The sequence below is a fragment of the Massilia frigida genome (assembly GCF_011682175.1).
GTDB lineage: Bacteria > Pseudomonadota > Gammaproteobacteria > Burkholderiales > Burkholderiaceae_D > Telluria_A > Telluria_A frigida.
The window spans coordinates 67298-89744 of sequence record NZ_WHJG01000009.1; the positions used below are offsets into that span (position 1 = coordinate 67298).

Consider the following 22447-nt stretch of genomic DNA (forward strand, 5'->3'; position numbering starts at 1 on the left):
GATCCCGCACCCCGCAGCGTGCCGGCCAGTTGCTTAGAGGCACGTATTTAGTAGATAAAGCATATTTAATTGCTGCCATTTTTGCATGTTTGCACTATGATCAAGCGCTGATCATAGAGGAGTCGTTCATGCAAGCAGCTACCAGCTTTTCACAACGCGCACTGATGTGGGCCCTGGGCGGCATTCTTGCCCTCGGCATCGCGGGCTGCAGTGCCGAACCGAAGGAGCGCGCGGCGTTCATTGCGTTCCTGCAAGCGCGCATCGTCGATAAGCCAGGGCTCCATGTACCCAGGCTGACGCCCGCGGAAGAAAAATCGTTCGGCGACTACAGCAAGCACTTTGCCGTGATCACCGACTACAACAAGTCGATGGATGCGAAGGTCCAGAAGCCCTTGCGCGATATGATGGGCAGGAACATGCCGACTACCATGCAGGATCTGATGGCGCACCGGGCCGACGTGCTTGCCTTGCACAAGTCCAGTGTGCAACTGCGCGCGGTGATCGACACCGAACAGGCGGCGGCCGGCACCAGGCGCGCCGCGCTCAAGCAGCCGGACGACCTGAAACCGGTCTACGACAAGGCGTATGCCCGTACGGTCACCGATCCGGGAAATAACTTCAAGGAATTGCTCGTGGTGATGGAGGGCATGCTGACCAGTGCCGAAAAAATGGCCGATTTTCTGGACGCCCACAAGGACCAAATCAAGTTCTCCGGAATCATGGCCCAGATCGACGACCAGAAAGTCCTCGACGATGCCAATGTGCTCATGAAAGAGCTCGACGCCAGGAATGCCGAGGTCGCGCGGGCGCAGCATAAGCTGTTCAGCATGATCTCCGGACGGTAATGCCGCTTGCCTGCGGCACCGTGGGCGCAATGCGGGCCCGACAAGGTGCGATTGCGCAGGGAATCGGTTAAACTGCGCATTGAACAACAGGGCCAGTGCGCGTTGTGCAAGCTTGGGCTTGCCGCCTGGCTGCCTCATCAAGTGCATCGCCTTGCTGGGAGCGTTGTGACACCGGCTTCGTAGCGAAGCTTTTAATTTGCTTGATTCGTGCGCGGCAGCATCCGCCCGCACGGTTCCCTCGGAAAAGTGATTCCGGCAACGGATTTTTCCTGTTCCTCCACATAGCGGCACTACCGACAATGATAGACATTCAACTTCTCCGTAAAGATATCGACAACGTCGCGGCCCGCCTCGCGACGCGCAAGTTCCAGCTCGACGTGGCCGGCTTCAACGCCCTCGAAGCCGAACGCAAGGCGATTCAAACGCGTACCGAAGACCTGCAAAGCAAGCGCAACTCGCTGTCGAAGCAGATCGGCATGCTCAAGGGCAAGGGCGAAGATACATCGGCCGTGATGGCGGACGTCGCCGGCCTGGGCGACGAGCTCAAGGCCAATGAAACGTCGCTGGGCGAGGTCCAGGCGAAACTGGCCGCGTTCATGGAAGCGGTGCCGAACCTGCCGCACGCGTCGGTGCCGGTTGGCGCGGATGAAAGCGGCAATGTCGAAGTGCGCAAGGTCGGCACGCCGCCGGCGTTCGACTTCGAGGTGCGCGACCACGTGGACGTGGGCAGCGCGCTGGGACTTGATCTGGTGACCGCCGTGAAACTGACCGGCTCGCGCTTTTCGGTGATGAAGGGCGGCATTGCGCGCCTGCACCGCGCCCTGGCCCAGTACATGCTCAACACCCACACGGGTGAGCATGGCTATACCGAATGCTATACCCCGTACATGGTCAACGCCGATTCGCTGCGCGGCACCGGCCAGCTGCCGAAGTTCGAAGCCGACCTGTTTTCGGTGAAGAAGGGCGGCGCGGAAGGCGAGGGCGAAACCTTTTACCTGATTCCGACCTCGGAAGTATCGCTGACGAACACCGTGCGCGACGAGATCGTCGCCATCGAAACCTTGCCGATCAAGATGACGGCTCACACGCCGTGCTTCCGCTCGGAAGCGGGCAGTGCCGGTCGCGACACGCGCGGCATGATCCGCCAGCACCAGTTCGACAAGGTGGAATTGGTGCAGGTGGTGCATCCGGACACCTCGTACGAGGTGCTGGAAGAGATGGTCGGCCACGCTGAAGCCATCCTGAAGGGGCTTGGCCTGCCGTACCGCGTGATGTCGCTGTGCACCGGCGACATGGGTTTTGGCGCGACCAAGACCTACGACCTGGAAGTGTGGCTGCCGGCGCAGAACACCTACCGCGAGATTTCCTCGCTGTCGAACTGCGAGGCCTTCCAGGCGCGCCGCATGCAGGCGCGCTTCCGCAATGCGGCCGGCAAGCCGGAATTGCTGCACACGCTCAACGGTTCGGGCCTGGCGGTGGGACGCACCTTGGTGGCGGTGCTGGAAAACTATCAGCAGGCCGATGGCAGCGTGGCGATTCCCGAGGTACTGCATCCCTACATGGGCGGGCTGACCCGTCTGGCCCCCTGAAAATAGTCCTTCCTTTTTTTAGGGAGGGGGGCTATAATTTTGCCTTCTCGCAGCAATGTGAGAAAGGAGAGGTGGCAGAGTGGTCGAATGTACTTGACTCGAAATCAAGCGATGGGGCGACCCATCCGTGGGTTCGAATCCCACCCTCTCCGCCATGAATAAAGAAAAAAATCCCCGTAGTTGGGGATTTTTTTTGAAGCAAGACCAGGAAAGGTGGCAGAGTGGTCGAATGCGCTGGACTCGAAATCCAGTGTACATCTTTGGTGTACCGTGAGTTCGAATCTCACCCTTTCCGCCAGTAGCAGGAAAAAGCTCCCGAACGGGAGCTTTTTTTCGTCTGTCGCCGGCTAAACGAATTTTTTCCCGCGTTTAACCCCGATTGCGCGTGCGCTCCGTTTCATGAGGTAGCCGGCGTCGATATGTCCAGTCGGATCCCTCAATCACCAGAAACGGATGTCCAAATGAAGCAATCCAGTGCCCACAAGCAGTCGATCGCACTGCAGCATATCGATATCGCTTCGCCCTGCACGGCGTCGTGGGACAAGATGCAAGGCGACGATCGCGTTCGCCACTGCAAGGACTGTAACAAGAACGTTTTCAATCTCTCAGCCATGCCGCAAGCCGACGCAGCTGCGCTGCTGGCGGACAACCATAGCGGCGACCTGTGCGTCAGGTTTTATCGACGTCAGGACGGCACGGTCATAAGCAGCGATTGCAGCGATAGCCCGCGCGCCGTCGTCCGCCAAGCGTGGCGCAAGCTGCCTTTCATGGCTGGTGCGGCCATGCTGGCTTTATCCGCTGCGGGCTGCGCCATGACCGACCCTGTGCCCGTTGCCAACGTCGATGCCGCCGTACCAACATTGCCTCCATTGCCTCCAGCGCCCATGATGGAGACGATGGGCGCACCGCCGGCAACGAGGGTGGACGTTCCTGATAACGCGAAGCCAGCGGCGCCTGCCGGCGAGACTGGCCAGCAAGTGAAAAAAGCCAAATCGGCGGAATGGCTGGGCAACGTTGCGGCACCGCGAAAACCTGTCAAGCGAGCGGCCAACAGCGCGAAGCGGCCGGTACGGAACCTCCGATGAGCAAGTGGCCGGTTGCAGAGGTCGCGAAAGAATTGGGAAAAACACCGGCTGAGATCAGAGGAAATGACGTTATCATCTAGCAACTCGCCGCAGTCTCCCAGACGGCGGTGGGCAAACGCGTCGTGCAAGGCGAGTTGATCGAGCCTTGCATCGAGGGCAATCCCGACGGCGTCGGGTGCGCCGCAACTGAACGTTTTCAGCATTGACGATATTGACCGTGGTCGCTTCCTGAATCGGGGGGCGCTCTCCTTGGATCAGGCAATCACTGCACAGAAAGAAATATGACCATGACACAGCCTGTGAAGCTCGCCAACACGCTTGCGCACCATCGATTCAGCATTCCTGTGCCATGCGCGGTGTCCTGGGACGAAATGACTGGCGACAACCGCGTGCGGCACTGCGGCGATTGCAAAAAGAATGTGTTCGACCTATCCGCCATGACTGAATCCGAAGCGGCCGCCCTGGTCGCCGGCAATGTGAAGGGCGAGCTGTGCGTCAAGTTTTACCGGCGCCAGGATGGAACGGTCATGACCAGCGATTGCGGTGCCGCCCCGGAGTCCTTCGCGCGTCCTGCACCGCGCTCGCTCCCCCGCCTGGTGGGTGCTGCTGTCCTTGCCCTCTCGGCGGCCGGCTGTAGCACCCGCGAGGCGGCGCCGGTCGACAACGTCGTTACCGTCTCGCTCGATATGGTATCGCCCGAGTCGACACTGATGATGGGCTCGATGGTCATTGACGAGTTTGTGAAACCGCCGCCAGCGCGAAAGGTGCCACGCGCGCATGGGACCAGCCGAAAAGCGCAGGCACGTCCAGCCGCGCCGGATGGCATGGAGGCCTCGCCAACAAGCGAGCCGATGCCTGGCCCGGAAGTCGACCAGGATGCCCAGCCGTCCAATCAGGACCTTGGCACGCGCGCGGATTCCGGCATCCATACCTGAGTCAAGGCCGTCCACAGGATACCTGGATGGCGCCAGGAGCGTGGAGGGAGCGCTGATGATGATGATCGGGGCGGGCGCTACGCTCGCCGCCTTCGGCGTCGCATTATTCAGCACAAAGGCCATGACAGTGATGCCGCTGATACCGAGGGCGCTCACGGTACCGACGATCCATTTGACCATGGTGACCTGAAGTTCGTACAGATCCGCTTTGGTCGCAGTTTGCTCCAGGCGTGTTTCAATCCGCGTGAGCCGATGGCGCGTCTCCTCGGCAAACTCTTCCAGCTTTTGAATCCGGCTTTCCATGCATCGATCATCGTTGCGCTTCACGCCGGGGACAAAGGCACGCTATGCGTGTTGGACCGGATTTGAGGCAGATCAACCGTCACCCGCGCTCGCCATGCCGTTGATTTGCTTTCAGGCAAAACGCTGCTGCTGCGTAAGCAGCGCAGACAGCATATCGAAGCGCTGCATCGAACCAGGAAACATTTTCTTGAGAGGATTAACCCCGTTTGCCTGACGCGGCCGTTTCACTTCATACCGATGTGGAAACGTCCATCCGGGCCTCCGACTCATTCAACGAAATGAACTTCACCATGAAACCACCGCGCGCGCCGCACCAGCCGATTGAATTGCACCGTATCGAGATTGCCTTGCCCTGTACCGCGTCATGGGAGGCCATGACGGGCGATCATCGCGTCCGTCACTGCAAGGATTGCAACAAGAACGTCTTCAATCTCTCCGCCATGCCTGCCGTGGAAGGGGCCGCGCTCATCGCGGGCAACTTCAACGGCGATCTGTGCGTGCGGATGGACAAGCGCCAGGATGGCAGCGTCGTGTCCAGCGATTGCGGCGACAGCGTGCGCTCCACGGCGCGCCAGCCATGGCGCAGGCTGCCGGGCATTGCCGGCGCGGCGGTGCTCGCTTTGTCCGCAGCCGGCTGCTCCATTGGCGAAGCCCAGCCCGTGCCGGCAGTGCCTGCCGCCACTACGGTCGCCCCTGAACCAGTCATGACGGTTCTGATGGGTGCGCCGCCCGCGAGCGCTCCCGATCCCGCCCCTGAGGTCATTGCGCCGACGGTATCACCCGCCAAGGACGCGCGGCAGTGCGAAAAAGATGCTGTGGAACAGCAACTGATCGGCAAGCCGCAAGCGGGGCACTCGATGCCGCATGTACTGATGGATAGTAAAGGCATCTGTACGCGTTAATCGCCCAGGCGGCGAATCTCCCGCCTGAAGCATGACCAGCCCTGGGCGAGTTCTACCGCATCGCTTGCTGCTGCCGCGCGATCAGTGCCCGCAGCAGGTCGAACGACAGGATCGAACTCGGATGAATCTTGTGAAACACCTTGCCATCGACATCCATGATGCTCGATGTCTCGGTCCACAAATTGGTATTGATGTTGGCGATGCGGTCGATATCGATGCTTTTCTGCCCGATCTGCAACTGGTGCGCGCTCAAGGCCAGCTCGAACGTGGGGAAGTTCATATTGCGCGAAGCGACCATGCTTTTTGACTGGGCCACGCTGTCCTCAAGATAGCGGAACACTACCGGCTTTCCGGCCTGTAGCTGGTGATGCAATACCTCGCCCCGGTGCGCCACCTGCAGGCTGCGCAAGCGCTCGCTCAATTCGGCGAATTTGTGAATCCGGCTGCCGATAAACGTCCACGGCGCATTCGCCGAGGCGCGGTAGCCGATGCCGCCATAAAAGAAGGTGTACAAGTCTTCCAGCTCGCGGTACAGCGTGACATTCTCCCCATCCGGCCCACTCGCGCGGATGCCATTGTCGAACAGCTGGAAAGTCGGCTGCGATGCGGCCAGCCGCCAGATAAAAAATGCAATCGCCGCCCCAAGCGCCAGCGCGCCAAATCCGACTCCATACAGCAGCGACACATCGCCGCTGAAGCGAAAATTCGGGCCAATACGGGTGGTCAGCCACAGCACAAAGAGTCCGACCACGGCGAACAGCGCCGCCATGAACCATCCGACAAACAGGAAGGAGCGGCTTTTGCCATAGGTGGCGATCAGTGGACCCAGCGCTTGCGCGTCTCGTGCTTGTTCTATGTGTGTCATCGCTCGCTTTCCTCATCGATTGTGAATGTGCCTGGCCTCAGGCCAAACAGGCAACGTTGAAAATACAATCAGCCGATTCTAGCAAACCTGGGCCGCACACTAGCCTCTCTGGCGCGCAAGGACACTCAGGGCGTGCGCGATGGGCGGGGCATTACGGCCCGGGCTGCGGAGGTTGGACTATCTGAAGAGTGGAGAGGACAAGATGTAGCACTTCGAAGGACAGAACCGCATTCATGGGCATGGTCTGAAAAACGGTACCATCCTTGGCCATGATGGTCTTTTTCCCCGTCCAGGCACTGATATGGATACCGTCGATGCGGTCGATGGCGATGCGCTTGTCTCCGATTGTCAGCTGCTGCTTGTTCAGCGTTAGCTCGGACGTCGGGGCATTCATCAACATGTTTCTCGTCAGCCAACTCGTATTCTGGAAATAGCGAAACAGCACCGTTTTTCCGTCCATCACTTGTTGAAACAAGGTCGAGGCGCGCTGGGCCATGTGCTTGCCGTGCAGTTCGCTTAAAACGGCGAGCTGGGCCGGGGAATAGCCGAGAAAAACCCACGGGGTTCGCGGCGATATGCGAAAGGCCACGGCGCGACTATTGAAGGAAAACATATCCTCGATATCGCTATACAGGGCGGTTTGTTCCCCGGCGCGATTGCGTGTACGGATACCGTGCTCGAACACATCATATGCCGGCTGCGCCGCCACCAGGCGCCGGATGAGAAGTCCCAAAACAGCGCCCACGGCTACGGCAATAAGCCCGACCGCGTACAGTGCGTACACATCCCCGGGATGGGCCGTGGCGGAGTGATTTTGCACGCTGAGCCACAATACGAATAAGCCGACGCCGAACGATAGCGCGGCCGCGAACCATATTCCGAATGCGTGTGGAAAGCCTTTGTCGTAGCTCCCGATCAGCGCCCCCAGTGCGTCCGCATCCGGCGCCGGGGCGGCTTGTGCCTGACTGGTCTGTTCCAGTTGTTGTGTCATTATTCGCTCTCGTGGTCCATCGCTGATGGCCCGTGTAGCGACCTGATACTGCATATTGATAATGTCAATCTGGATTTTACCAAACCGGGAGATTGATCGGCCGGTCGTTTTCCGCCGCTCTATTGCAATTACCCGGTCACGTCCCATCTATTGCCGATGCCGCTGAGCGGCGACAATGAAAGGCACACATGAAATCAGAACAAGCAATCCTGGCCGGCGGATGTTTTTGGGGCATGCAAGACTTGATCCGCAAGATGCCTGGCGTGACCTCGACCCGGGTCGGTTACTCGGGCGGCGATGTGCCCAACGCTACCTACCGCAATCACGGAACGCACGCGGAGGCCATCGAGATCGTGTTCGACCCCGATGTGTTGAGTTATCGGCAGTTGCTGGAATTCTTCTTCCAGATCCACGATCCCTCCACCGTCAACCGGCAGGGCAACGACACCGGGATGAGCTACCGTTCGGCCATTTTCTTCACCAGCGACGCGCAGAAGGCACGCGCGCTCGACACCATCGCGGACGTCGACGCATCCGGCATGTGGCCCGGCAAAGTTGTCACCGAACTGGCGCCCGCAGGCCCGTTCTGGGAAGCCGAACCGGAGCACCAGGACTATCTGGTGCGCAATCCGTCCGGCTATACCTGCCACTTCATCCGCAAGGACTGGCGCCTAGCACGGCGCGGCCACAACGCGGCCTGAGCTTCGGCCAGGAGCGTCGCCTGACCGGGCCCAGCGCGACCGTATCGCGGCCGCTGCGCCAGCGTTTAATGCGGCGCGGCGGCTTTCTTCTGGCGCCGCAGGAAACGCCGCAGCACCAGGCTACCGGCAGCGGCGATCAGCAATAGCGGCCACAGCCCGGCCAGCGCCAGGAGAAATCCCAGCGTGCTTTCCCAGCCGCCGCGCAACTGCTCGCGCAGCTGGCTGGCAAAGCCGGGACGGAACTGGCGATACACGCTGTTCACATCCACGCGTTCGCTCTCCAGTACGCGCGATGGCTGGATCAGGGTCAGGTCGATGGTACTGAAAGCGACCTGGTCCTCGAATTCTTTTTTCGCGAGAAGGGCGGCATCGCGCGCGGCCTTGACATCGTTGCGCACGGTAATCGCGTCCGTTTTTTGCTCCAGCTTGCCGCCATCACGGACGGCGTCGCCCAGCTCGCGTTGCGTTTCCTGCTCGCGCATGGCTTGCAGTTGCTGGCGCAGCAGGTCGAATTGGGCGTCGTGGGCGGCATAGGTGCGCTCGTCCAGGAACACCACATGACCGGCAATCGCGCGCAGGAACTCCTGCGTCTTGGTGCTGGGCACGCGTACGATCAGATGCCCGTGCACCGTATATTCGTTCAGCTCGATCAACTTGCCCTCGCCGGCCGGATGGCGCTGGGTACTCATGCTTTCGGTCCGGATATCGTTCTTGACGACGAAGCCACCGTGGCTGGCGACGGTGTCTTCGATGCCCAGCGCGGCCACATACACATCCTTGACGCGAAAGTGCGCGCCCGCGGTGCGGATGAACTTGCGCTCGCCGTCGGTAAGGGGGCTCGTGCCCGCAGCCATTTGCTGTGCGGGGCTGGCCGTGGTGAGGGGCTTGGCCTCGGCGGCGCCCGATTTCTCGTTCTCCCCGCGCCGCTCTGCAATTCGCGCCTCAGGCGGGGGCGGGGGCGCTGGCGCGGCAGCCGGGGCTGCGGCGCCGGCAGCCGGCGCCGCGGCCGTATCGGCCATCATCATCGCGGCAGAGTTTCCCTGCGGTGCCGCGATCGGTTCTTTTTTCGAACATGCCGCCGACAAGGCGAGCAGGGTGATGCAGGCGGCGGCGCGCGTCACAGGTTTCAGGTCCATCATGGCATTCCTTGCGTTTGTCGATCGAAGAACGCAGCCATCCGGCGTATCGGCGGCTGCGGCAAAAGGGACGAATGTGTTGCCCTCGTTCTTTAAACGGAGCGACGAGGAAAACGGGGTTAGACCTGCGTCAACTGTGCCGGCAGGGATGGACGGGGGGCTGGCGGCACGGGCGCCCGCGCACCGTCAGCGACAAGGGCGCTTTACGCCACCGTGCGTACGCCCGGCAATTTTTGCAGGGCGAGCTGTTGCAGCGGCTTGTCGTGCTGGTCGCAGCGCGCGCGCAGGACGGCCAGCTCAACCATTTCCGGCGGGACGGCAGGGGAGTTGAGCATGTTTTTGTACCAGAACGCGTCCAGCGAGCCGCTGCTGTGGGCGTGCATCCGCTCGTCGATTTCCATCTGCAGGCTGGTCAGGCACTGATACGGATCGACAGCCACGCCAAAATGGCGCTTCATCATGTTGCGCACCTGGACGGTCGACGGGCTGACGACCTTTTTGTCGAAAATATAGGAACCGATGACGAGCGCGGCCATCAGAAACATCGCCAGCGCGGAGAATGTCTTGATTTCCTCGTGGTTGGCCTGAAAAGCCATCAAGAAGAAGACCAGCACCACCGGCAGCCACACGCGCATGTAGCCGCACAGGACCGACCGGCCATTCATGCCGTTGAGTTCGAACGAGGCGCCGGTCTTGCCGTCGACATAATGGCTGCTCATCGGGAACAGGGGCAGATACCACAGGTGTCCGAACACGGTTTTCACCGACGTGTCACCCACCTTGTGTACCGCGCCATAGGTGCGCTTACCCCATATAATCAACATGCTCTCTCCAATAAAATGCGTCCGCGTCCGGTTCGGGCGGCCGACAAGTATGACCTGTCCGTGCGTATTATTCAATGAGCAATGATGGATGTAGCAGGGCAATATCATTTTTGGCACTTTCCTTAGGGAAAAATACAACATTGTCGTGGGGAATACCCGACAGTCGCCAGGACTGATTTTGTGTAAAAGCCAATGTCATGGCCGATGAATGACGAAGGGAGGGAAAACGATGACGCGCGCAACGCACCGCTTGAACCGGCGCCAAAGGAAGAAAAAGCATGTCGGTGAATTCCAGGAGTTCTGCTTCGTCGTCAAGGCGCGCTATCGCAACGCTCCAGGTTTGCCCGCGCTGTTTGCGATGATGGACGAGTTCATCGACGTTGCGATCGAAGGGCAAGGCCTGGTGTTCGGCGGCGGCGGCACTGAGGCGTTTCACGGAGTTGTATCCTCGGGCGTGAGCTACGCACCCTTGGGCGAGTGCCACCGCGCTTCGGTCGGTGCCTGGCTGGAGAATCAAGCTTTGCTTGAGGACGTCATCGTCGGGCCGTTGATCGATGCCTGGACGGATTCTGACTGATTCATATATCGACCTTGCAGATGGCGCACTGTCACGCATACCGCAGCGTGCCGGCCAGGCTGTGCGGGTCGCAGGCCGGCATGTCCGGACGCCATTCAATTTATTCCACGAACGTCTGTTCCACCCGCTCCGACACCAGCATGTACGGCACCCAGATCAGCGCCGCGAGTAGGGAACGCACCAGGTCGCCACTGGTGTCGGGGTCGAACAGCGGCTCCGTCGGCAAGATCAGGTGAATGATCATGCTCTGGCACACGATGAACAGGATCCCGGCCACTTGCAGCACGATGAACAGCATCGGAAAGCGCCGTTTTTTAGCGAAGAACAGGTAGATCAGCGCCAAGGATGCCAGCAGCATCGCGCAGTTGAATAGCACTTCCGTAAACACCAGCGGCTTCCACGCCGCATTGTAGGTGCCAGAGCCGGGCGTGATCATGTCGACCCAGTTGGCGCTATTGAACAAATTTACATACATTTCCGGAAATACAAACAACATGCGCAGCGGCGTGAACAGCACTCCCATTCCCACAATCATCAGCCAGCCATTCAATCCTTCCAGGTCTTTCTTCAGTTCGCTCACGTTCCACTTCTTTCATTAATCAGGCACGGCGCTATCTTAGGTGATCCGCCGATAATGCCCAAAAGAAATTTATCGTTTCGTGAGCATGCCCCTCAGGAAATGCCATGACGGCCTGTCCAACACCGGCGCCGGCGTCATTTCCTGAGACGCTCACGCGGACTCTGCCGCCTCAATAATAGTACTTGGTGGCCTTGGTCCATTTACTCGCCGGATACAGCTTGTGCGTCACTTCATACGCCTCGCGCGAATAGCGGGCGCGCAACTGCTTCTCCGCGGGCACTGCCGTGCCGTACGGGCACTCCATCCGGGTCGACGCAACCAGGAAGTGCAGCGCTTTCGGCGCCTCCTCGTCCACCGGCTTGGTGCGCGCCCATTCCAGCAGGGCGGGCGCGAGGAACTCGGTGCGCAGGGGCAGGCCCAGCAGCACTGCCTGCTCCTTGGCCGCTTCCGCCGTGCGTTGCGCACCGAGGAAACGCGGCGCCGGCATCACCACGTGCGGCGCCACCTGCGGCTGGCCGTCCGTGCCGGCGCAGCCCCAGTAGCGCGGCTTGTCGTCCTTGTCGACCACCGACGGCTGCAGCTCCGGCGTATTGACCAGGATCAGCGCGCCGGCCAGCTTGCGTTCGGTACCGCTCGCCGCTTTGCGGTAGCGCTCGTACAAATGCGCGGTGCTCTTGCGCGATTTGGACACCGCATCGAGCAGTCCGAGCGCGCTCTCCTCGTCGTTGAAGATGAGCGCGCGCGTGAGCATGGTTTCCTGCAACTGGGGCTTCCACGCCGGCGGCAGCAGCGGGTGCTTGAGCAGCACCTTCAGTTCCGTCATCGGCAGGTGGCGCGACATGGCGATGCCGAAGTCCTGGTCGGTCTCGGCAACATCGGCCCTGGCCGGCGCCGCATCGATGGCCTCGCCCCGCTCGACCGGATCGGGACGGCGCAGCGCCGCCTTGAGGAATTCCTCCACGCTGCCTGCCGACACCATCTTGAGCGCGAGAAAGCGGTTGGTGGTGGCCACCGACATCTGCTTGCCGTAGGCAGACAGCAGGCGGTCGATGTCCTTGTCGGCGCGCTCGGCCTGCTGTTCGGCCAGCGCCAGGCGCGCCAGGTGGTATTGCAGCGTCTGGTACAGCGGATGCGTGGCCGGCACGGCCGCCGCCGCCTTGCGCTCGGCCGCCGTCAGCTCGCTGGCGCGCGCCATGCCGAGCAGTGGCGCCAGCCACAGCGGATCTCCCTGCTTGAGCCAGCTCTTGCGCAGGGCGTGAATGGCGCCGCTCCCCGGGCCGGCCTGCATGCTGGCAATCCAGGCCGTCATCGGCTCCCTGGCCGCGAGGGCGCTGTTCGGCGCCGACTCCATCACCTTGTCCATCAACACCAGATAGTCGTGCAGCATGCGCGGCGTATCGGGACCGAAGGCCTCCTTGTCGAGCGCACGCGCCAGCGCGGCCAGGCGTTCGGCCGGGTTCAGGCGCGCCTCGACCAGGGTCACCATGTGCCTGGCGGGACCGGACGTCTTGGCCAGCGCGTCGAGTTCCTGCCTGGTTTGCGCCAGCGCCTCGACCCGCTCGCGCGCCGCCGGCTGCTTGTCGCGCAGGGGGTAATCGAGCATGGCCTTGCGGATCAGCGTGCGCGCGGCCAGGTAGGGCGCCAGCGCCTGCCATGGCGACTTGGGCTGGCGCGCGATGGCCTGGAACTGGGTGCGCGCCAGATCGAAGTTGCGCGCATAGAAATTGGCGGCGGCCGTCTGGTAGACGTGGTCGTCCTTGAGCCAGTCCGGGGCGCTGGCCGGCAGCGGCGGCGGCAGCTTGACCACGCGTTTCGGCACCGGTTCGCCAAACGCGTGCGGCGGTTCCGCGCAGTTGGAGAACACCGCGTCCTGTCCCTGCAGCCACGACTTGAACCAGGCATCGGGCTTGCCGCCCGCACCGAGGCGGGCGCGCGCGGCCATGGTGACGCCAGCCTGCCTGAACGCATCGGAATGGCAATTCAGATAGCTCTCGCTGTCGGCGGTGTCGGCGTTCGCGTCGATCTCGAGCGTGGCCGGCAGCGCCATGTGCGCCGCGTACGGCGCGCGCGCGGCCAGCCAGGCATCGGCGCTGTTTTTCTCGGGATACACCCCGGCCCACTCGCTGGAATGGCCCACGTGCCAGGTATGGAGGCCCAGCGCCGCCACCTGCTCTTTGGTCAGCGGACGCCCGCGCGCGGCCTGGTAGGCCAGGTAGTGATACACGCGCCAGTAACTGCCCGGCAGCACGCCCAGATTGCCGGAGGCGAACAGCGCGGCGTTGGCGGGCTGGAATTCGGAAGCGAAGCGGTTGGTCTGGTAACCGTCGCCGCCGCTGGCAGCGGCGGGCACGGCCGCCATCGACAGGAAGGCGCACGCGAGCAGGGAACAGGTATGGGAGAGGCGCATGGTTTAGGGTCTCGATGGAATGGAGGAACGGGGAGCGCCGCGCAGCGCCTGCCAGCGGGCGGCGCTCCAGGCTTGCGGCGAAAAATAATAGTGGCGGCCTTCACGCACCGCGATCATGGGTTCATCGGTGGAAAAGCCGATCGCGGCGCCGCAGCGCGCGCGCGTAAAACCGCGCTGCTCCAGCAAGCGGGCGCGCAGGGCGTGCTGCTCGCCGCCCATGCGAAAGGCCATCGGCACCACTTCATCGGCGGCGATCTCGTGCAGCCAGTAATCGTCCAGGCACCACGAGGCCAGCGCCGTGACCGACAGCGCGATGGCGGGGTCGAGGCGGGCGCGGATGGCGCCGATGGTGCGCGCCAGGAAGGGGCGCTGCGAGCGGCGCACCTCGAAGTCGAGCTGAACCACCTGGCGGTTGGCGCGTCCGGCCAGGCGCAGCAGTTCGTCGGCGATGCGCCGGCCCTGGGCGTCGGTCAGCGCCGGCGGCTGGCGCCAGGACAGGTCCACGTGCAGCACCGGCACCCGCGCCGCGCCGGGCGCCAGCAGCAGCGGTGCGGCGCGCCGGTAGACCAGCGCCTGCTCGCCCTGCAGCAGCACGGTCGAGGCGACATAGGCCACGCCGACCCCGGCCGGCAGCCAGCGCAGGTCTTCCGGCCGTTCCCACGCCCAGACCAGCTCGGCAGGCAGGGCGGCCAGGGCCGGATGGACAGGGGGCCGGCCGCTGGCGCCGCTGTCGATGCGCAGCATCAGCAGCGCGAGAAGATCGAGGAGTAGCGTGCGTGGGCGGGGCATGGTGAGCGTCGTTGCATGAGGTGAGCCGTATCTTAACCGAGTGCGCGCCCTTGCGAAGCGTGCAATGGTTCTAGAGGATGTATTTTAATTAATAGATATTCAAAATGACTATTTTTACAATAAGATGCCGTCGCAACCTTGCTGGTTTATCTATTTGATGGAGTGATGCATGTCCTTTTTTTCCGTACGTCCTTTGCCCTGCCTGCTGTTCTGTGCGGGCATCATCGGCGCCCCCGCGCATGCCGACTGGGCTGCCAGCGCCACCCTGTCGGTGGTGCGGCCGGTGCCCGTAGGCGACCAGGGCCAGAATCCGCCCGGGTTTGCCTGGTCGCAGAAAACGATCAACAAAAAACTCGCTTCCGGCTACGTGGTGGAAGTGACGGGCCCGGGCGGCGCGACGCAGAGTTTCAAGGTCAGCCGCAACTGGCTGCTGCCGGACAAAATTTTCGCCCCGGGCAGCTACAGCTGGCGCGTGCGCGCCAATGAAGACACGGAATGGACCGAGGCGCGCAAGTTCAGGATCGACGCGGTCGCTTCGTTGCCGTTTATTGTGCCTTCCGAAACCGCCCTCATCGATTTCATCAAGGCGCGCGGCGCCGTGCGCTCCCTGCCGCCCGAGCTGGCCGCCAGCCGCTACGTCGTGCTCCCGGCCGAACGCCTCAAGCTGCGCGAGAGCCTGCAAAACGAGGTAATCAGGAACAAGACTGCCTTGCCCACGCCGTCTGACGCGACCTGGCCCGAGCGTGTCACCAACCCGCCCACGCAGGCCTATCTCGACCAGGCTGCCGTGATACGCAATGCCATCACGCCGCTGGCGCGCCAGCTGGAATCGGCGGCGCTGCTGTGGCGCCTGTGCGGTAACGACAAGCCGGAGGTGGTCAAGGCCAACCTGGACGAAGCGATCCGGCGCGGCAACGAATTGGCCGCCCTCAGTTCCGACGGCCCCACCAGCTACCGCGAGCAGGACCAGGCCACGCGCGTCATCGCGCTTTCGCTGATCAAGGCGATTGACTTGCTGGGTCCGGCTGTTGGCAAGGCCGACAGCGATCGCTGGCTGGCGGCGGTGAAGAGCCGCGGCGCCGCCATTTATAACGATGTCCTGGGTGCCGGCAACAAGATCGACCAGTATCCCTTCAACTCGCATGGCGGCACCAATTACGGCATGCTCAGCGCCATCGCCACGCTCGGGCTTGGCCGTGTCGAGGGAGCCGAGCAGTGGTTCAGATTCAGTTTCCGGGGCTACGCCAATTCGCTGTCGCCGTGGGGCGGGGCCGATGGCGGCTTTGCCAACGGCACGGCCTACGCTGAATATTCCGAGGAACTCTTCGGGCAGCTATGGCAGCCGATTGCCGCCGCTACCGGCGTTAATTTGTTCAGCAAGCCGTGGGCCATCAACTTCGTCCGGTTCATGGCGCATTTCGATCCGCCAGGCACGCCTACCCATCTGTTCGGCGACGAGCACGAGGTCATCCCGGTGCGCCAGCGCTCCAAGTCCTATGCCCAGCAGGTGCGTTCCCCCGTTGCGGCGTGGTATGCGCAAAGTCTGGGCGAGAAGGAAAATGCGCTGGTCGGCTTGCAGGCGCCGATCAGCACCGAGCAGCCACTTACGCCGGTCGCACCGGCCGACGCGGCAGAGTATCCGAGCATTGGCTGGGTGGCCATGCACAGCAAGATGACAGACCCGCCGGAGAAGATGACCTCGGTCTACTTCAAGTCCAGCCCCTACGGCTCCTACAACCATGGTCACGCCGACCAGAACAGCCTGGTCATCAACAGCGGCGGGCGCCAATTGCTGATTGAAGCAGGCACGGCGGACAAGTACGGCTCGGATCAGGCGGCCGCATGGTATCGCCAGACGCGCGCGCACAACGCCATCACTTACGATGGCGGCGTCGGCCAGAAGCTGGGCATTGGCGACAAGGTGGAGTCGCTCGGCTGGAACGGCGCCATTTCCAATTTCCGCACCACGGCCACGCTCGACAGCGTGACCGGCACCGCCACCGCCGCCTACGGCAGCGCGCTCGATTCGGCGGTGCGCCAGGTGTGGTACTTGCGCCAGAAGAACGTGGTGGTGGTGCGCGACAAATTGAGTGCGCCCGTGGAGCGCATTTTTGAATGGAATATGCATGCGCTGAATCCGATGACTCACAGGACCGATGGCAGCGTACGGATTACCAACGATACCAGTTCGCTGTGTCTGCTTTCGCTGACGCCATCGGTCTACGCGGAATACCCGGCGCCCGCGATTGCCGCCGGGCCGCTCCAGTACCACGCTGCGTTCAATACCAAGGCGCGTGCCACCAAAGGCGAATTCGTGGTGGTGCTCGACATCGGCTGCAAAGGCAACGTCGCGGTCCTGGGCGGTACCGCGGCCGAGCCGGTCGTGACGATCGACGGCCAGCCACTGCGTTTGTACTAAGCGCCGCGCGCGCTGCCGGCTCCGTGCGTCATCGAACGGAGCCGGCCCTTCCAGCGGCGGCAAGCGCCGCTGTGTCGTCTCATGCCCCCCGCCGGAGCTGGCCAAGCGCCGCGTGGCGCTGGAAGCCCGCATCGCACCGTCGGGGTGGCGGCCAGCGGCACGGCCGCCGACCGGGCGCTGAGATCGCTCTCGCACGGACCGCTGCCGGCGAGCGTTTGCACGGCGCGGTTTTGGGTTGTTAGCGGCGCGCCGCCAGCAAGCCCGCACCGGCGCCGGCCAGCAGCACCGCGCAGCTACGGTTGAACATGCGCTGTCCACGCGGCTGGGCAAACCAGCGGCGCAGATGCACGCCCATGTAGGCGTAGGCGGCAATCGCCAGCAGTTCGAGCAGCAGGAACAGCATGCCCAGCACGGCGAACTGCGGCGCGGATGCTTCGGCGGGGCTGACGAATTGCGGCAGGAAGGCGGTGAAGATCAGGATTGCCTTGGGATTGCCGGCAGCGACCAGGAACTCCTGGCGTGCAAGGCCGAACAGGCCGGCGGCGGGCGACTGCGTGGCTTCCTGCGCCGCCGCTGGCGCGCGCCACAGTTGTATGGCCAGGTAAAACAGATAGGCCGCGCCGCCGATTTTGATCGCGTGGAACAGCAGTTCGGACGTGTGCAGGATCACCGCCAGGCCGGCGCAAGCGAGGCACAGCATCCCCGCGAATGCCACCAGCCTGCCTACGCCCGCAGCGCAGGACTGGCGAAAGCCGTAGCGTGTCGCGTTGCTCAGCGAGAGCAGGTTGTTGGGACCGGGCGCCATGTTCAGTGCAAAGCAGGCGGGAACGAACAGGGTCAGCGTAGCGGTATCCATGCGATCTCCCAGGTTAACAATACCGAAAAGGTATCACAGAAACGGTATTGGACCGTCGCAGCGCGCGGCCCTACAGTGGCGTCATCAACCACCCCAAGGAGAACACGATGGAGCAAGAACGTTACATGCGCGGCTGGGCCAAGCTGAAGGAAATCGATGGCGAGCAGGGCGAACGCGTGATCGCCAGCCTGGCCGGCATCGCGCCCGATTTCGGCCGGCTGCTGATTGAATTCGGCTTCGGTGATATCTATTCGCGCCCGGGCCTGGACCTGCGCTCGCGCGAGATTGCCACGATCGCCGCCTTGTGCGCGCTCGGTACGGCGGCGCCGCAGCTGCGCGTGCATCTCCATGGCGCGCTCAATGTCGGCTGCACCCGCGAGGAAATCGTGGAAGTGATGATGCAGATGGCCTTGTACGCCGGCTTTCCCGCTGCCCTCAACGGCTTGTTCGCGGCCAAGGAAGTCTTCGCCGAGCGCGGCGCGTGACGCCTGTTTCATGTCCTGGACGATGGTGTAGCTGAAACGCATGAAGCATGCACGATAGCCAGGGAAACAAGCGCCATCCGCGGTGCAAGGTGTTACAAACAGCAGGGGCTGAGGGAGGCGTCCCTGGCGGGTTCTCACGCGGCGCCTGATTCATGACATGAAGTAGTTGCTCCAGAGATTGATTGAACCTATAGTGGCTGGATGCATAATCCCTACCAATCCACGGCAACCTCCGCAACGGAAGTCATCCAGCCACCCATCAAGCGACCGTTATCCGTATGGCTACTTCTGCTCGTCCTGGGCGTGATGACAATCGCGCTCGCCATCGGTACCGCACGTTCCATCTGGCTCATGGCCGCTTATCCGTCCGTGATGCTCAGCCGCTTTGGGGCTAACACGGCCTTGTTCCTCGCCCTCGTGCTGTTCGGGGCCGGTGCGCTTGTTGGCATTGCGCGTCGGCGCCAGTGGGGGCGCTGGCTCGGCTTATTGGTCATGGTTGCACTGACGGCCGCGATGTTTCTCATGCCCGATACGACGCACTACGCCAATGCCGCCCAACAAAGCGGCGGTTTTTTTGGCCGCACCATCCTCATGCCTTCGCTGATGCTGTTGTGGGCCTACCGATTCGGCTTCTCGCGCAAGGCAAAACGCTATTTTGCGGATTGACCGGAGCAGGAGCGCCGTCAGCGCTGGACGCCTGCCGTCGCCACACCACAGGCCTACATCTGCTTGAACTGCTCGGCGTAATTGCGGCTGACAGTGAGCTGTTCGCGCCGTTCCTTGAGCTTGACCACGAGGCGGCCGCGAAAATCGGTGTGGGTGCCGGCCACCGACTTGGCGGCGACGATCACGCTGCGGTGAATTTGCCAGAAGCGCGCCTCGTCGAGCTGCTCGCGCAGTTTGCTCAGCGGCGTGCGGATCAGGCATTCGCCTTCCTGCAAAAACACGCTGGTGTATTTGTCGTTGCTCTGGAAGTAAATCACTTCATCGATGGCGATCAGGCGCGTCTCGTCGCCATGCGCGGCGCGTATCCATTGCAGCGGCGTGGCCACCGGCGCGGCAGGCAGCGGCGCGGCCAGCTGCTGCAGCAGCGCACGCAGGGCATCGGGCGCCACAGCCGGCGCGGGCGCCGCAGCGCGCAGTGCCAGTTGGAGCTTGGCGACCGTCTTGGCCAGCCGCTCCGGCGTGGTCGGCTTGAGCAGGTAGTCGAGCGCCGCATGCTCAAAAGCGTCGACCGCATACTCGTGATGGGCGGTGACGAACACGATGTGCGGCGCCTTGCCATCCGTCGCCAGCCGCTCCGCCAGCGAGAGGCCGTTCAGGCCGGGCATCTGGATGTCGAGGAAGACCACGTCCGGCGCCAGCTCGTCGATCAGGCGTAGCGCTTCGATGCCATTGCCGGCTTTGCCGACGATGCGCAGCTGCGGCCACACGGCGGCCAGCTGGGTTTGCAGGTAGTTGAGCAGGTGCGGTTCATCGTCCGCTAGGAGGGTGCTTGGATGGTCGATGGCAGTGTGTCTTTCAGGGGCAGCAGCAGGCGCACGGTGATCCCGCACGGCTCATTTTCGAGCAATTGTACCTGAGCGCCGGGGCCATACACACTGCGCAGGCGCGAACGCAGGTTGGACAGTCCGACCCCGCCGCCCGGTTTGGGCGGGGCATTGCCCAGTCCCGCGCCGCTGTCGCTCACTTCGATGCACAGCAGAGCGTCGCGGCAGCTCGCGCGGATGACGATCTCGCCGCCCTCGACCTTCGGTTCGAGCCCGTGCGCCACGGCGTTTTCGACCACCGGCTGCAGCAGCATGGGCGGCATGCGGATCTCGCGGCAGCCGTCGGCTTCGATGCGGTACGACAGGCGCGCGCCCATGCGCACCGCCAGCACGTCGAGGTAGGCGGCCACCAGGTCGAGTTCCGCGCCCAGGGTGGCCTGGTCGGCGCGGCTGGCGGCCAGGCTGGCGCGCAGGTAGTCGATGAAGCGTTCCAGCATGTGGCGCGCCTGGGCGGGATGGGTGTCGATCAGGCCGACCACGTTGGCCAGGGTGTTGTACAAAAAATGCGGCTCGATCTGGGCCTGCAGCGCGCGCAGGCGGGCTTCCGCCAGCAGCTGGGCGGCGCTGGCAATTTGCTCGCGTTGGCGCGCGGCCAGGGTCTCGCTGGCGATGCGGCGCTCGCCGCTGACCAGCACAATGGCCATGATCAGGGCGGCGAACAGGGTAAACGGCAGCAGCGGCGCCAGGTTCGCGCCGCCGGTCAGGTAGCTAAGCGGATTGACGCCCCTGAGCAGGCCGCTGCCAAGGATGAGGCCCGTGACCACGCACAGTGAGACCGTGCCGAGGAAATACAGCACGCGCGGCAGCCCGGTCAGGCGCGATGGCCAGCCGCGCAGCAGATAGTCGCCGCCGCTCAGGACTGCGTGAATCAGGTAGCCGATCACGTTCGAGATCACCAGCGTCGGCCCGAAAAAGGCGGGGAAGCCGCGGCTGTCGCCGCTGAACAGCATGTTCGCCGCCGTCAGGAACAGGGCGATCAGGAGGTTCCAGATGCCGGTATAGAGCACGTCGCGCCACGGCGAACTGGGCCAGCGCCGGAACAGCGGGATCATGTCGAGCGGGTGCGACGAGGTGTGCGACGGAGAGGGCATTGCGTTCATCAAGCCGCCAGAAAATTACCGTGGAAGCAGTGTGGCGCGCGGTAGGGCAGGCGCGCCAGCGCCACCGGGCCGGCCTTGACGCGGGCGGCGTCGAATACGGTCATGACGGTGTGCCCGCGTTTGGTGTCCTGCGCCACGCCGACCAGGTAGCCGTCGGTTTCCGAGCGGGCGTTGGCGCGCGGGACCAGCACGTGTTCTTCCACTTGCCAGCCGGCGTCGAAGCGGTAGCTGTCGGCCTTGCCCGTGTCGGTGCCAACCAGATTGACGGTGTCGAGAAAGATGTCGGCGTTGCGCGACGAACTGCTCAACAGCGCAAGCTGGCGGTGGCGGCGTGATACCACCTGCGGCATCACGCGCGGGAATTCGCTGGCGCCGAACAGGCGCGCGGTGCTGGCCTGGCCGCTCGCGTAATCGAGCGTGACCTGGGCCGCGAAGCCGCGCGTGGGTGAATTCTGCTGGCGCTCGCCGCGCATCACGCGGCCCACTTCGGCCAGCGCATCGCCTTCGTGCAGCACCACGTCGAAGCGGGTGGTGGCGCCATCGTCGAAGGCGTTCCCGAAGTGGAAAACCATATGCGGCGCCATCTCGAACACCTGGCGGATCGCCATGCTCTCCTTGGACACCACCACTACCCGCAACGGCCGCGCATTGGCGCCGCTGCCGGCCCAGTGGTGCTGTTCGGCGAAGCTCTGGTCGTCGGCCTTGATCACGTCATACGGTGGAATCAGGAAGATCAGGTGCTGCTCGCTGACCGCGAAGTCGTGCACCATGGCCAGTTGCGGCACGCTGACCATGGCCGTCTTGAGCACCTGGCCATCGGCGCCGATGCGGTACAGGGCCAGGCCGTTGCCGCCGGGGAGGGCGCCGAAATTCCACATGCCGCCGTTTGGGTCGATCTTGGGGTGGGCCGAAAACGGCATCGACTTCATGTCCTCGTTCCAGGTCTTGATGCCGACCGTGGCCAGGGTCTGCGCATCGACCTCGGTGGCCGAACCGCCTTCCCACAGGGCGTACAGTCGGCCATTGAAGGGCAGCAGGTTGGTATTGGCCGCGTTCATGGTGTCGTTGGTCTTGACGCCGCGCCGGCCGACATAGGTGCCGAAGGATGGGTAGAGGAACTTGCCGGCGGCGTTTTCCTCGGTGAAGCGCTCGGTGTCGACGAATTTGCCGATGTGGCTTACTTTGCCGCCGCCGATCTGCCAGCGCTGGGCGAAGCCGTCACCGTCGAACCAGTGGTGATGGCGCTCGCCGCCCAGTTCAAAACGTCCCGGACCATTGCGGAAAAAGACGCCGTTCAGGTCCGACGGAATGCGCCCCACGATGCGCGCCGCGCCGGACTGCTGGCCCACGGTGTTGGCGTACACCGCCAGCGTGGGGTCGCGTTCGAGCGCCGCGTGGAAGCGCTGGAAGGTGGCACCATCGGCCATGGCGCTGCCGGGAACGAGGCCTGCGGCGGCCAGGCTGGCGGCGGAAGTGAGGAAGGTGCGGCGTTGCATGGCGGTCTCCGG

At 63.2% G+C, this 22447-nt stretch carries 22 protein-coding genes and 2 tRNA genes; 13 read left to right on the top strand and 11 right to left on the bottom strand.

The window, feature by feature from the left end:
• Positions 1 to 128: 128 nt before the first annotated feature.
• From F2P44_RS11330 to F2P44_RS11360, 8 genes are all read left to right on the top strand, one after another.
• The gene (locus tag F2P44_RS11330; protein WP_167086808.1) at positions 129 to 845 is read left to right on the top strand and encodes a DUF3053 family protein; all 717 of its coding nucleotides are present in this window, start codon (positions 129 to 131) and stop codon (positions 843 to 845) included.
• A gap of 299 nt (positions 846 to 1144) precedes the next feature.
• Positions 1145 to 2434, top strand: coding sequence for a serine--tRNA ligase (serS, locus tag F2P44_RS11335; protein ID WP_167086809.1), 1290 nt, complete (start codon positions 1145 to 1147; stop codon positions 2432 to 2434).
• Between the two features lie 65 nt (positions 2435 to 2499).
• Positions 2500 to 2589: transfer RNA gene (locus tag F2P44_RS11340), tRNA-Ser, on the top strand.
• Between the two features lie 52 nt (positions 2590 to 2641).
• Positions 2642 to 2732, top strand: a tRNA-Ser gene (locus F2P44_RS11345).
• A gap of 163 nt (positions 2733 to 2895) precedes the next feature.
• Positions 2896 to 3519 carry a hypothetical protein gene (locus F2P44_RS11350; protein WP_167086810.1) on the top strand — a complete coding sequence of 208 codons (624 nt, stop codon included), beginning with the start codon at positions 2896 to 2898 and terminating at the stop codon, positions 3517 to 3519.
• A 287-nt stretch (positions 3520 to 3806) separates the two neighbouring features.
• Positions 3807 to 4454 carry a hypothetical protein gene (locus F2P44_RS11355; protein WP_167086811.1) on the top strand — a complete coding sequence of 216 codons (648 nt, stop codon included), beginning with the start codon at positions 3807 to 3809 and terminating at the stop codon, positions 4452 to 4454.
• Between the two features lie 55 nt (positions 4455 to 4509).
• On the top strand, positions 4510 to 4644 hold the full coding sequence (locus tag F2P44_RS36100) for a hypothetical protein (RefSeq protein ID WP_267877596.1): 135 nt from the start codon (positions 4510 to 4512) through the stop codon (positions 4642 to 4644).
• A 319-nt stretch (positions 4645 to 4963) separates the two neighbouring features.
• The gene (locus F2P44_RS11360) at positions 4964 to 5659 is read left to right on the top strand and encodes a hypothetical protein (RefSeq protein ID WP_167086812.1); all 696 of its coding nucleotides are present in this window, start codon (positions 4964 to 4966) and stop codon (positions 5657 to 5659) included.
• A gap of 52 nt (positions 5660 to 5711) precedes the next feature.
• Here the strand turns inward: F2P44_RS11360 and F2P44_RS11365 are convergent, their stop codons facing one another.
• Positions 5712 to 6524 (bottom strand): hypothetical protein, encoded by an 813-nt coding sequence (locus tag F2P44_RS11365; RefSeq protein ID WP_167086813.1) that lies wholly within the window; start codon positions 6522 to 6524, stop codon positions 5712 to 5714.
• 151 nt (positions 6525 to 6675) lie between these two features.
• The gene (locus F2P44_RS11370) at positions 6676 to 7515 is read right to left on the bottom strand and encodes a DUF3054 domain-containing protein (RefSeq protein WP_167086814.1); all 840 of its coding nucleotides are present in this window, start codon (positions 7513 to 7515) and stop codon (positions 6676 to 6678) included.
• A gap of 188 nt (positions 7516 to 7703) precedes the next feature.
• Here F2P44_RS11370 and msrA point away from each other — a divergent pair, with 188 nt between their 5' ends.
• Entirely contained in the window at positions 7704 to 8216 is a 513-nt protein-coding gene (gene msrA, locus F2P44_RS11375; protein ID WP_167086815.1) for a peptide-methionine (S)-S-oxide reductase MsrA, read from the top strand.
• Between the two features lie 65 nt (positions 8217 to 8281).
• On the opposite strand, the gene F2P44_RS11380 is transcribed toward msrA, so the two are convergent.
• Entirely contained in the window at positions 8282 to 9355 is a 1074-nt protein-coding gene (locus F2P44_RS11380; RefSeq protein WP_167086816.1) for a DUF4349 domain-containing protein, read from the bottom strand.
• 200 nt (positions 9356 to 9555) lie between these two features.
• A complete protein-coding gene (locus F2P44_RS11385) occupies positions 9556 to 10176 on the bottom strand; it encodes a hypothetical protein (protein ID WP_167086817.1) in 621 nt (206 codons plus the stop codon).
• 229 nt (positions 10177 to 10405) lie between these two features.
• On the opposite strand from F2P44_RS11385, the gene F2P44_RS11390 reads away from it, so the two are divergent.
• Positions 10406 to 10753: a 50S ribosome-binding protein YggL gene (locus tag F2P44_RS11390; protein ID WP_167086818.1), complete on the top strand. Its 348-nt coding sequence runs from the start codon at positions 10406 to 10408 to the stop codon at positions 10751 to 10753.
• Between the two features lie 100 nt (positions 10754 to 10853).
• Here the strand turns inward: F2P44_RS11390 and F2P44_RS11395 are convergent, their stop codons facing one another.
• From F2P44_RS11395 to F2P44_RS11405, 3 genes are all read right to left on the bottom strand, one after another.
• Positions 10854 to 11333: a DUF2569 domain-containing protein gene (locus F2P44_RS11395; protein WP_167086819.1), complete on the bottom strand. Its 480-nt coding sequence runs from the start codon at positions 11331 to 11333 to the stop codon at positions 10854 to 10856.
• A gap of 169 nt (positions 11334 to 11502) precedes the next feature.
• Positions 11503 to 13740, bottom strand: coding sequence for a hypothetical protein (locus F2P44_RS11400; protein WP_167086820.1), 2238 nt, complete (start codon positions 13738 to 13740; stop codon positions 11503 to 11505).
• 3 nt (positions 13741 to 13743) lie between these two features.
• The gene (locus F2P44_RS11405) at positions 13744 to 14529 is read right to left on the bottom strand and encodes a hypothetical protein (RefSeq protein WP_167086821.1); all 786 of its coding nucleotides are present in this window, start codon (positions 14527 to 14529) and stop codon (positions 13744 to 13746) included.
• Positions 14530 to 14698: 169 nt separating this feature from the next.
• On the opposite strand from F2P44_RS11405, the gene F2P44_RS11410 reads away from it, so the two are divergent.
• Positions 14699 to 16948 carry a heparinase II/III domain-containing protein gene (locus F2P44_RS11410; protein WP_167086822.1) on the top strand — a complete coding sequence of 750 codons (2250 nt, stop codon included), beginning with the start codon at positions 14699 to 14701 and terminating at the stop codon, positions 16946 to 16948.
• Positions 16949 to 17186: 238 nt separating this feature from the next.
• Here the strand turns inward: F2P44_RS11410 and F2P44_RS11415 are convergent, their stop codons facing one another.
• Positions 17187 to 17804: a LysE family translocator gene (locus F2P44_RS11415; RefSeq protein ID WP_167086823.1), complete on the bottom strand. Its 618-nt coding sequence runs from the start codon at positions 17802 to 17804 to the stop codon at positions 17187 to 17189.
• Positions 17805 to 17911: 107 nt separating this feature from the next.
• Between F2P44_RS11415 and F2P44_RS11420 the strand changes: the two genes are divergently transcribed.
• Positions 17912 to 18289, top strand: a complete 378-nt coding sequence (locus F2P44_RS11420; RefSeq protein WP_167086824.1) for a carboxymuconolactone decarboxylase family protein — start codon at positions 17912 to 17914, stop codon at positions 18287 to 18289.
• A 201-nt stretch (positions 18290 to 18490) separates the two neighbouring features.
• A complete protein-coding gene (locus tag F2P44_RS11425) occupies positions 18491 to 18955 on the top strand; it encodes a hypothetical protein (protein ID WP_167086825.1) in 465 nt (154 codons plus the stop codon).
• A 53-nt stretch (positions 18956 to 19008) separates the two neighbouring features.
• On the opposite strand, the gene F2P44_RS11430 is transcribed toward F2P44_RS11425, so the two are convergent.
• Genes F2P44_RS11430 through F2P44_RS11440 form a run of 3 tightly spaced genes read right to left on the bottom strand, consistent with a single transcriptional unit; the run spans position 19009 to position 22435 of the window.
• Entirely contained in the window at positions 19009 to 19845 is an 837-nt protein-coding gene (locus F2P44_RS11430; protein WP_370662674.1) for a LytR/AlgR family response regulator transcription factor, read from the bottom strand.
• Positions 19773 to 20939 (bottom strand): sensor histidine kinase, encoded by a 1167-nt coding sequence (locus F2P44_RS11435; RefSeq protein ID WP_229423499.1) that lies wholly within the window; start codon positions 20937 to 20939, stop codon positions 19773 to 19775. Before F2P44_RS11435 ends, F2P44_RS11430 begins: the two co-directional genes overlap by 73 nt.
• On the bottom strand, positions 20939 to 22435 hold the full coding sequence (locus F2P44_RS11440; protein WP_167086826.1) for a carotenoid oxygenase family protein: 1497 nt from the start codon (positions 22433 to 22435) through the stop codon (positions 20939 to 20941). Before F2P44_RS11440 ends, F2P44_RS11435 begins: the two co-directional genes overlap by 1 nt.
• Positions 22436 to 22447 lie beyond the last annotated feature (12 nt).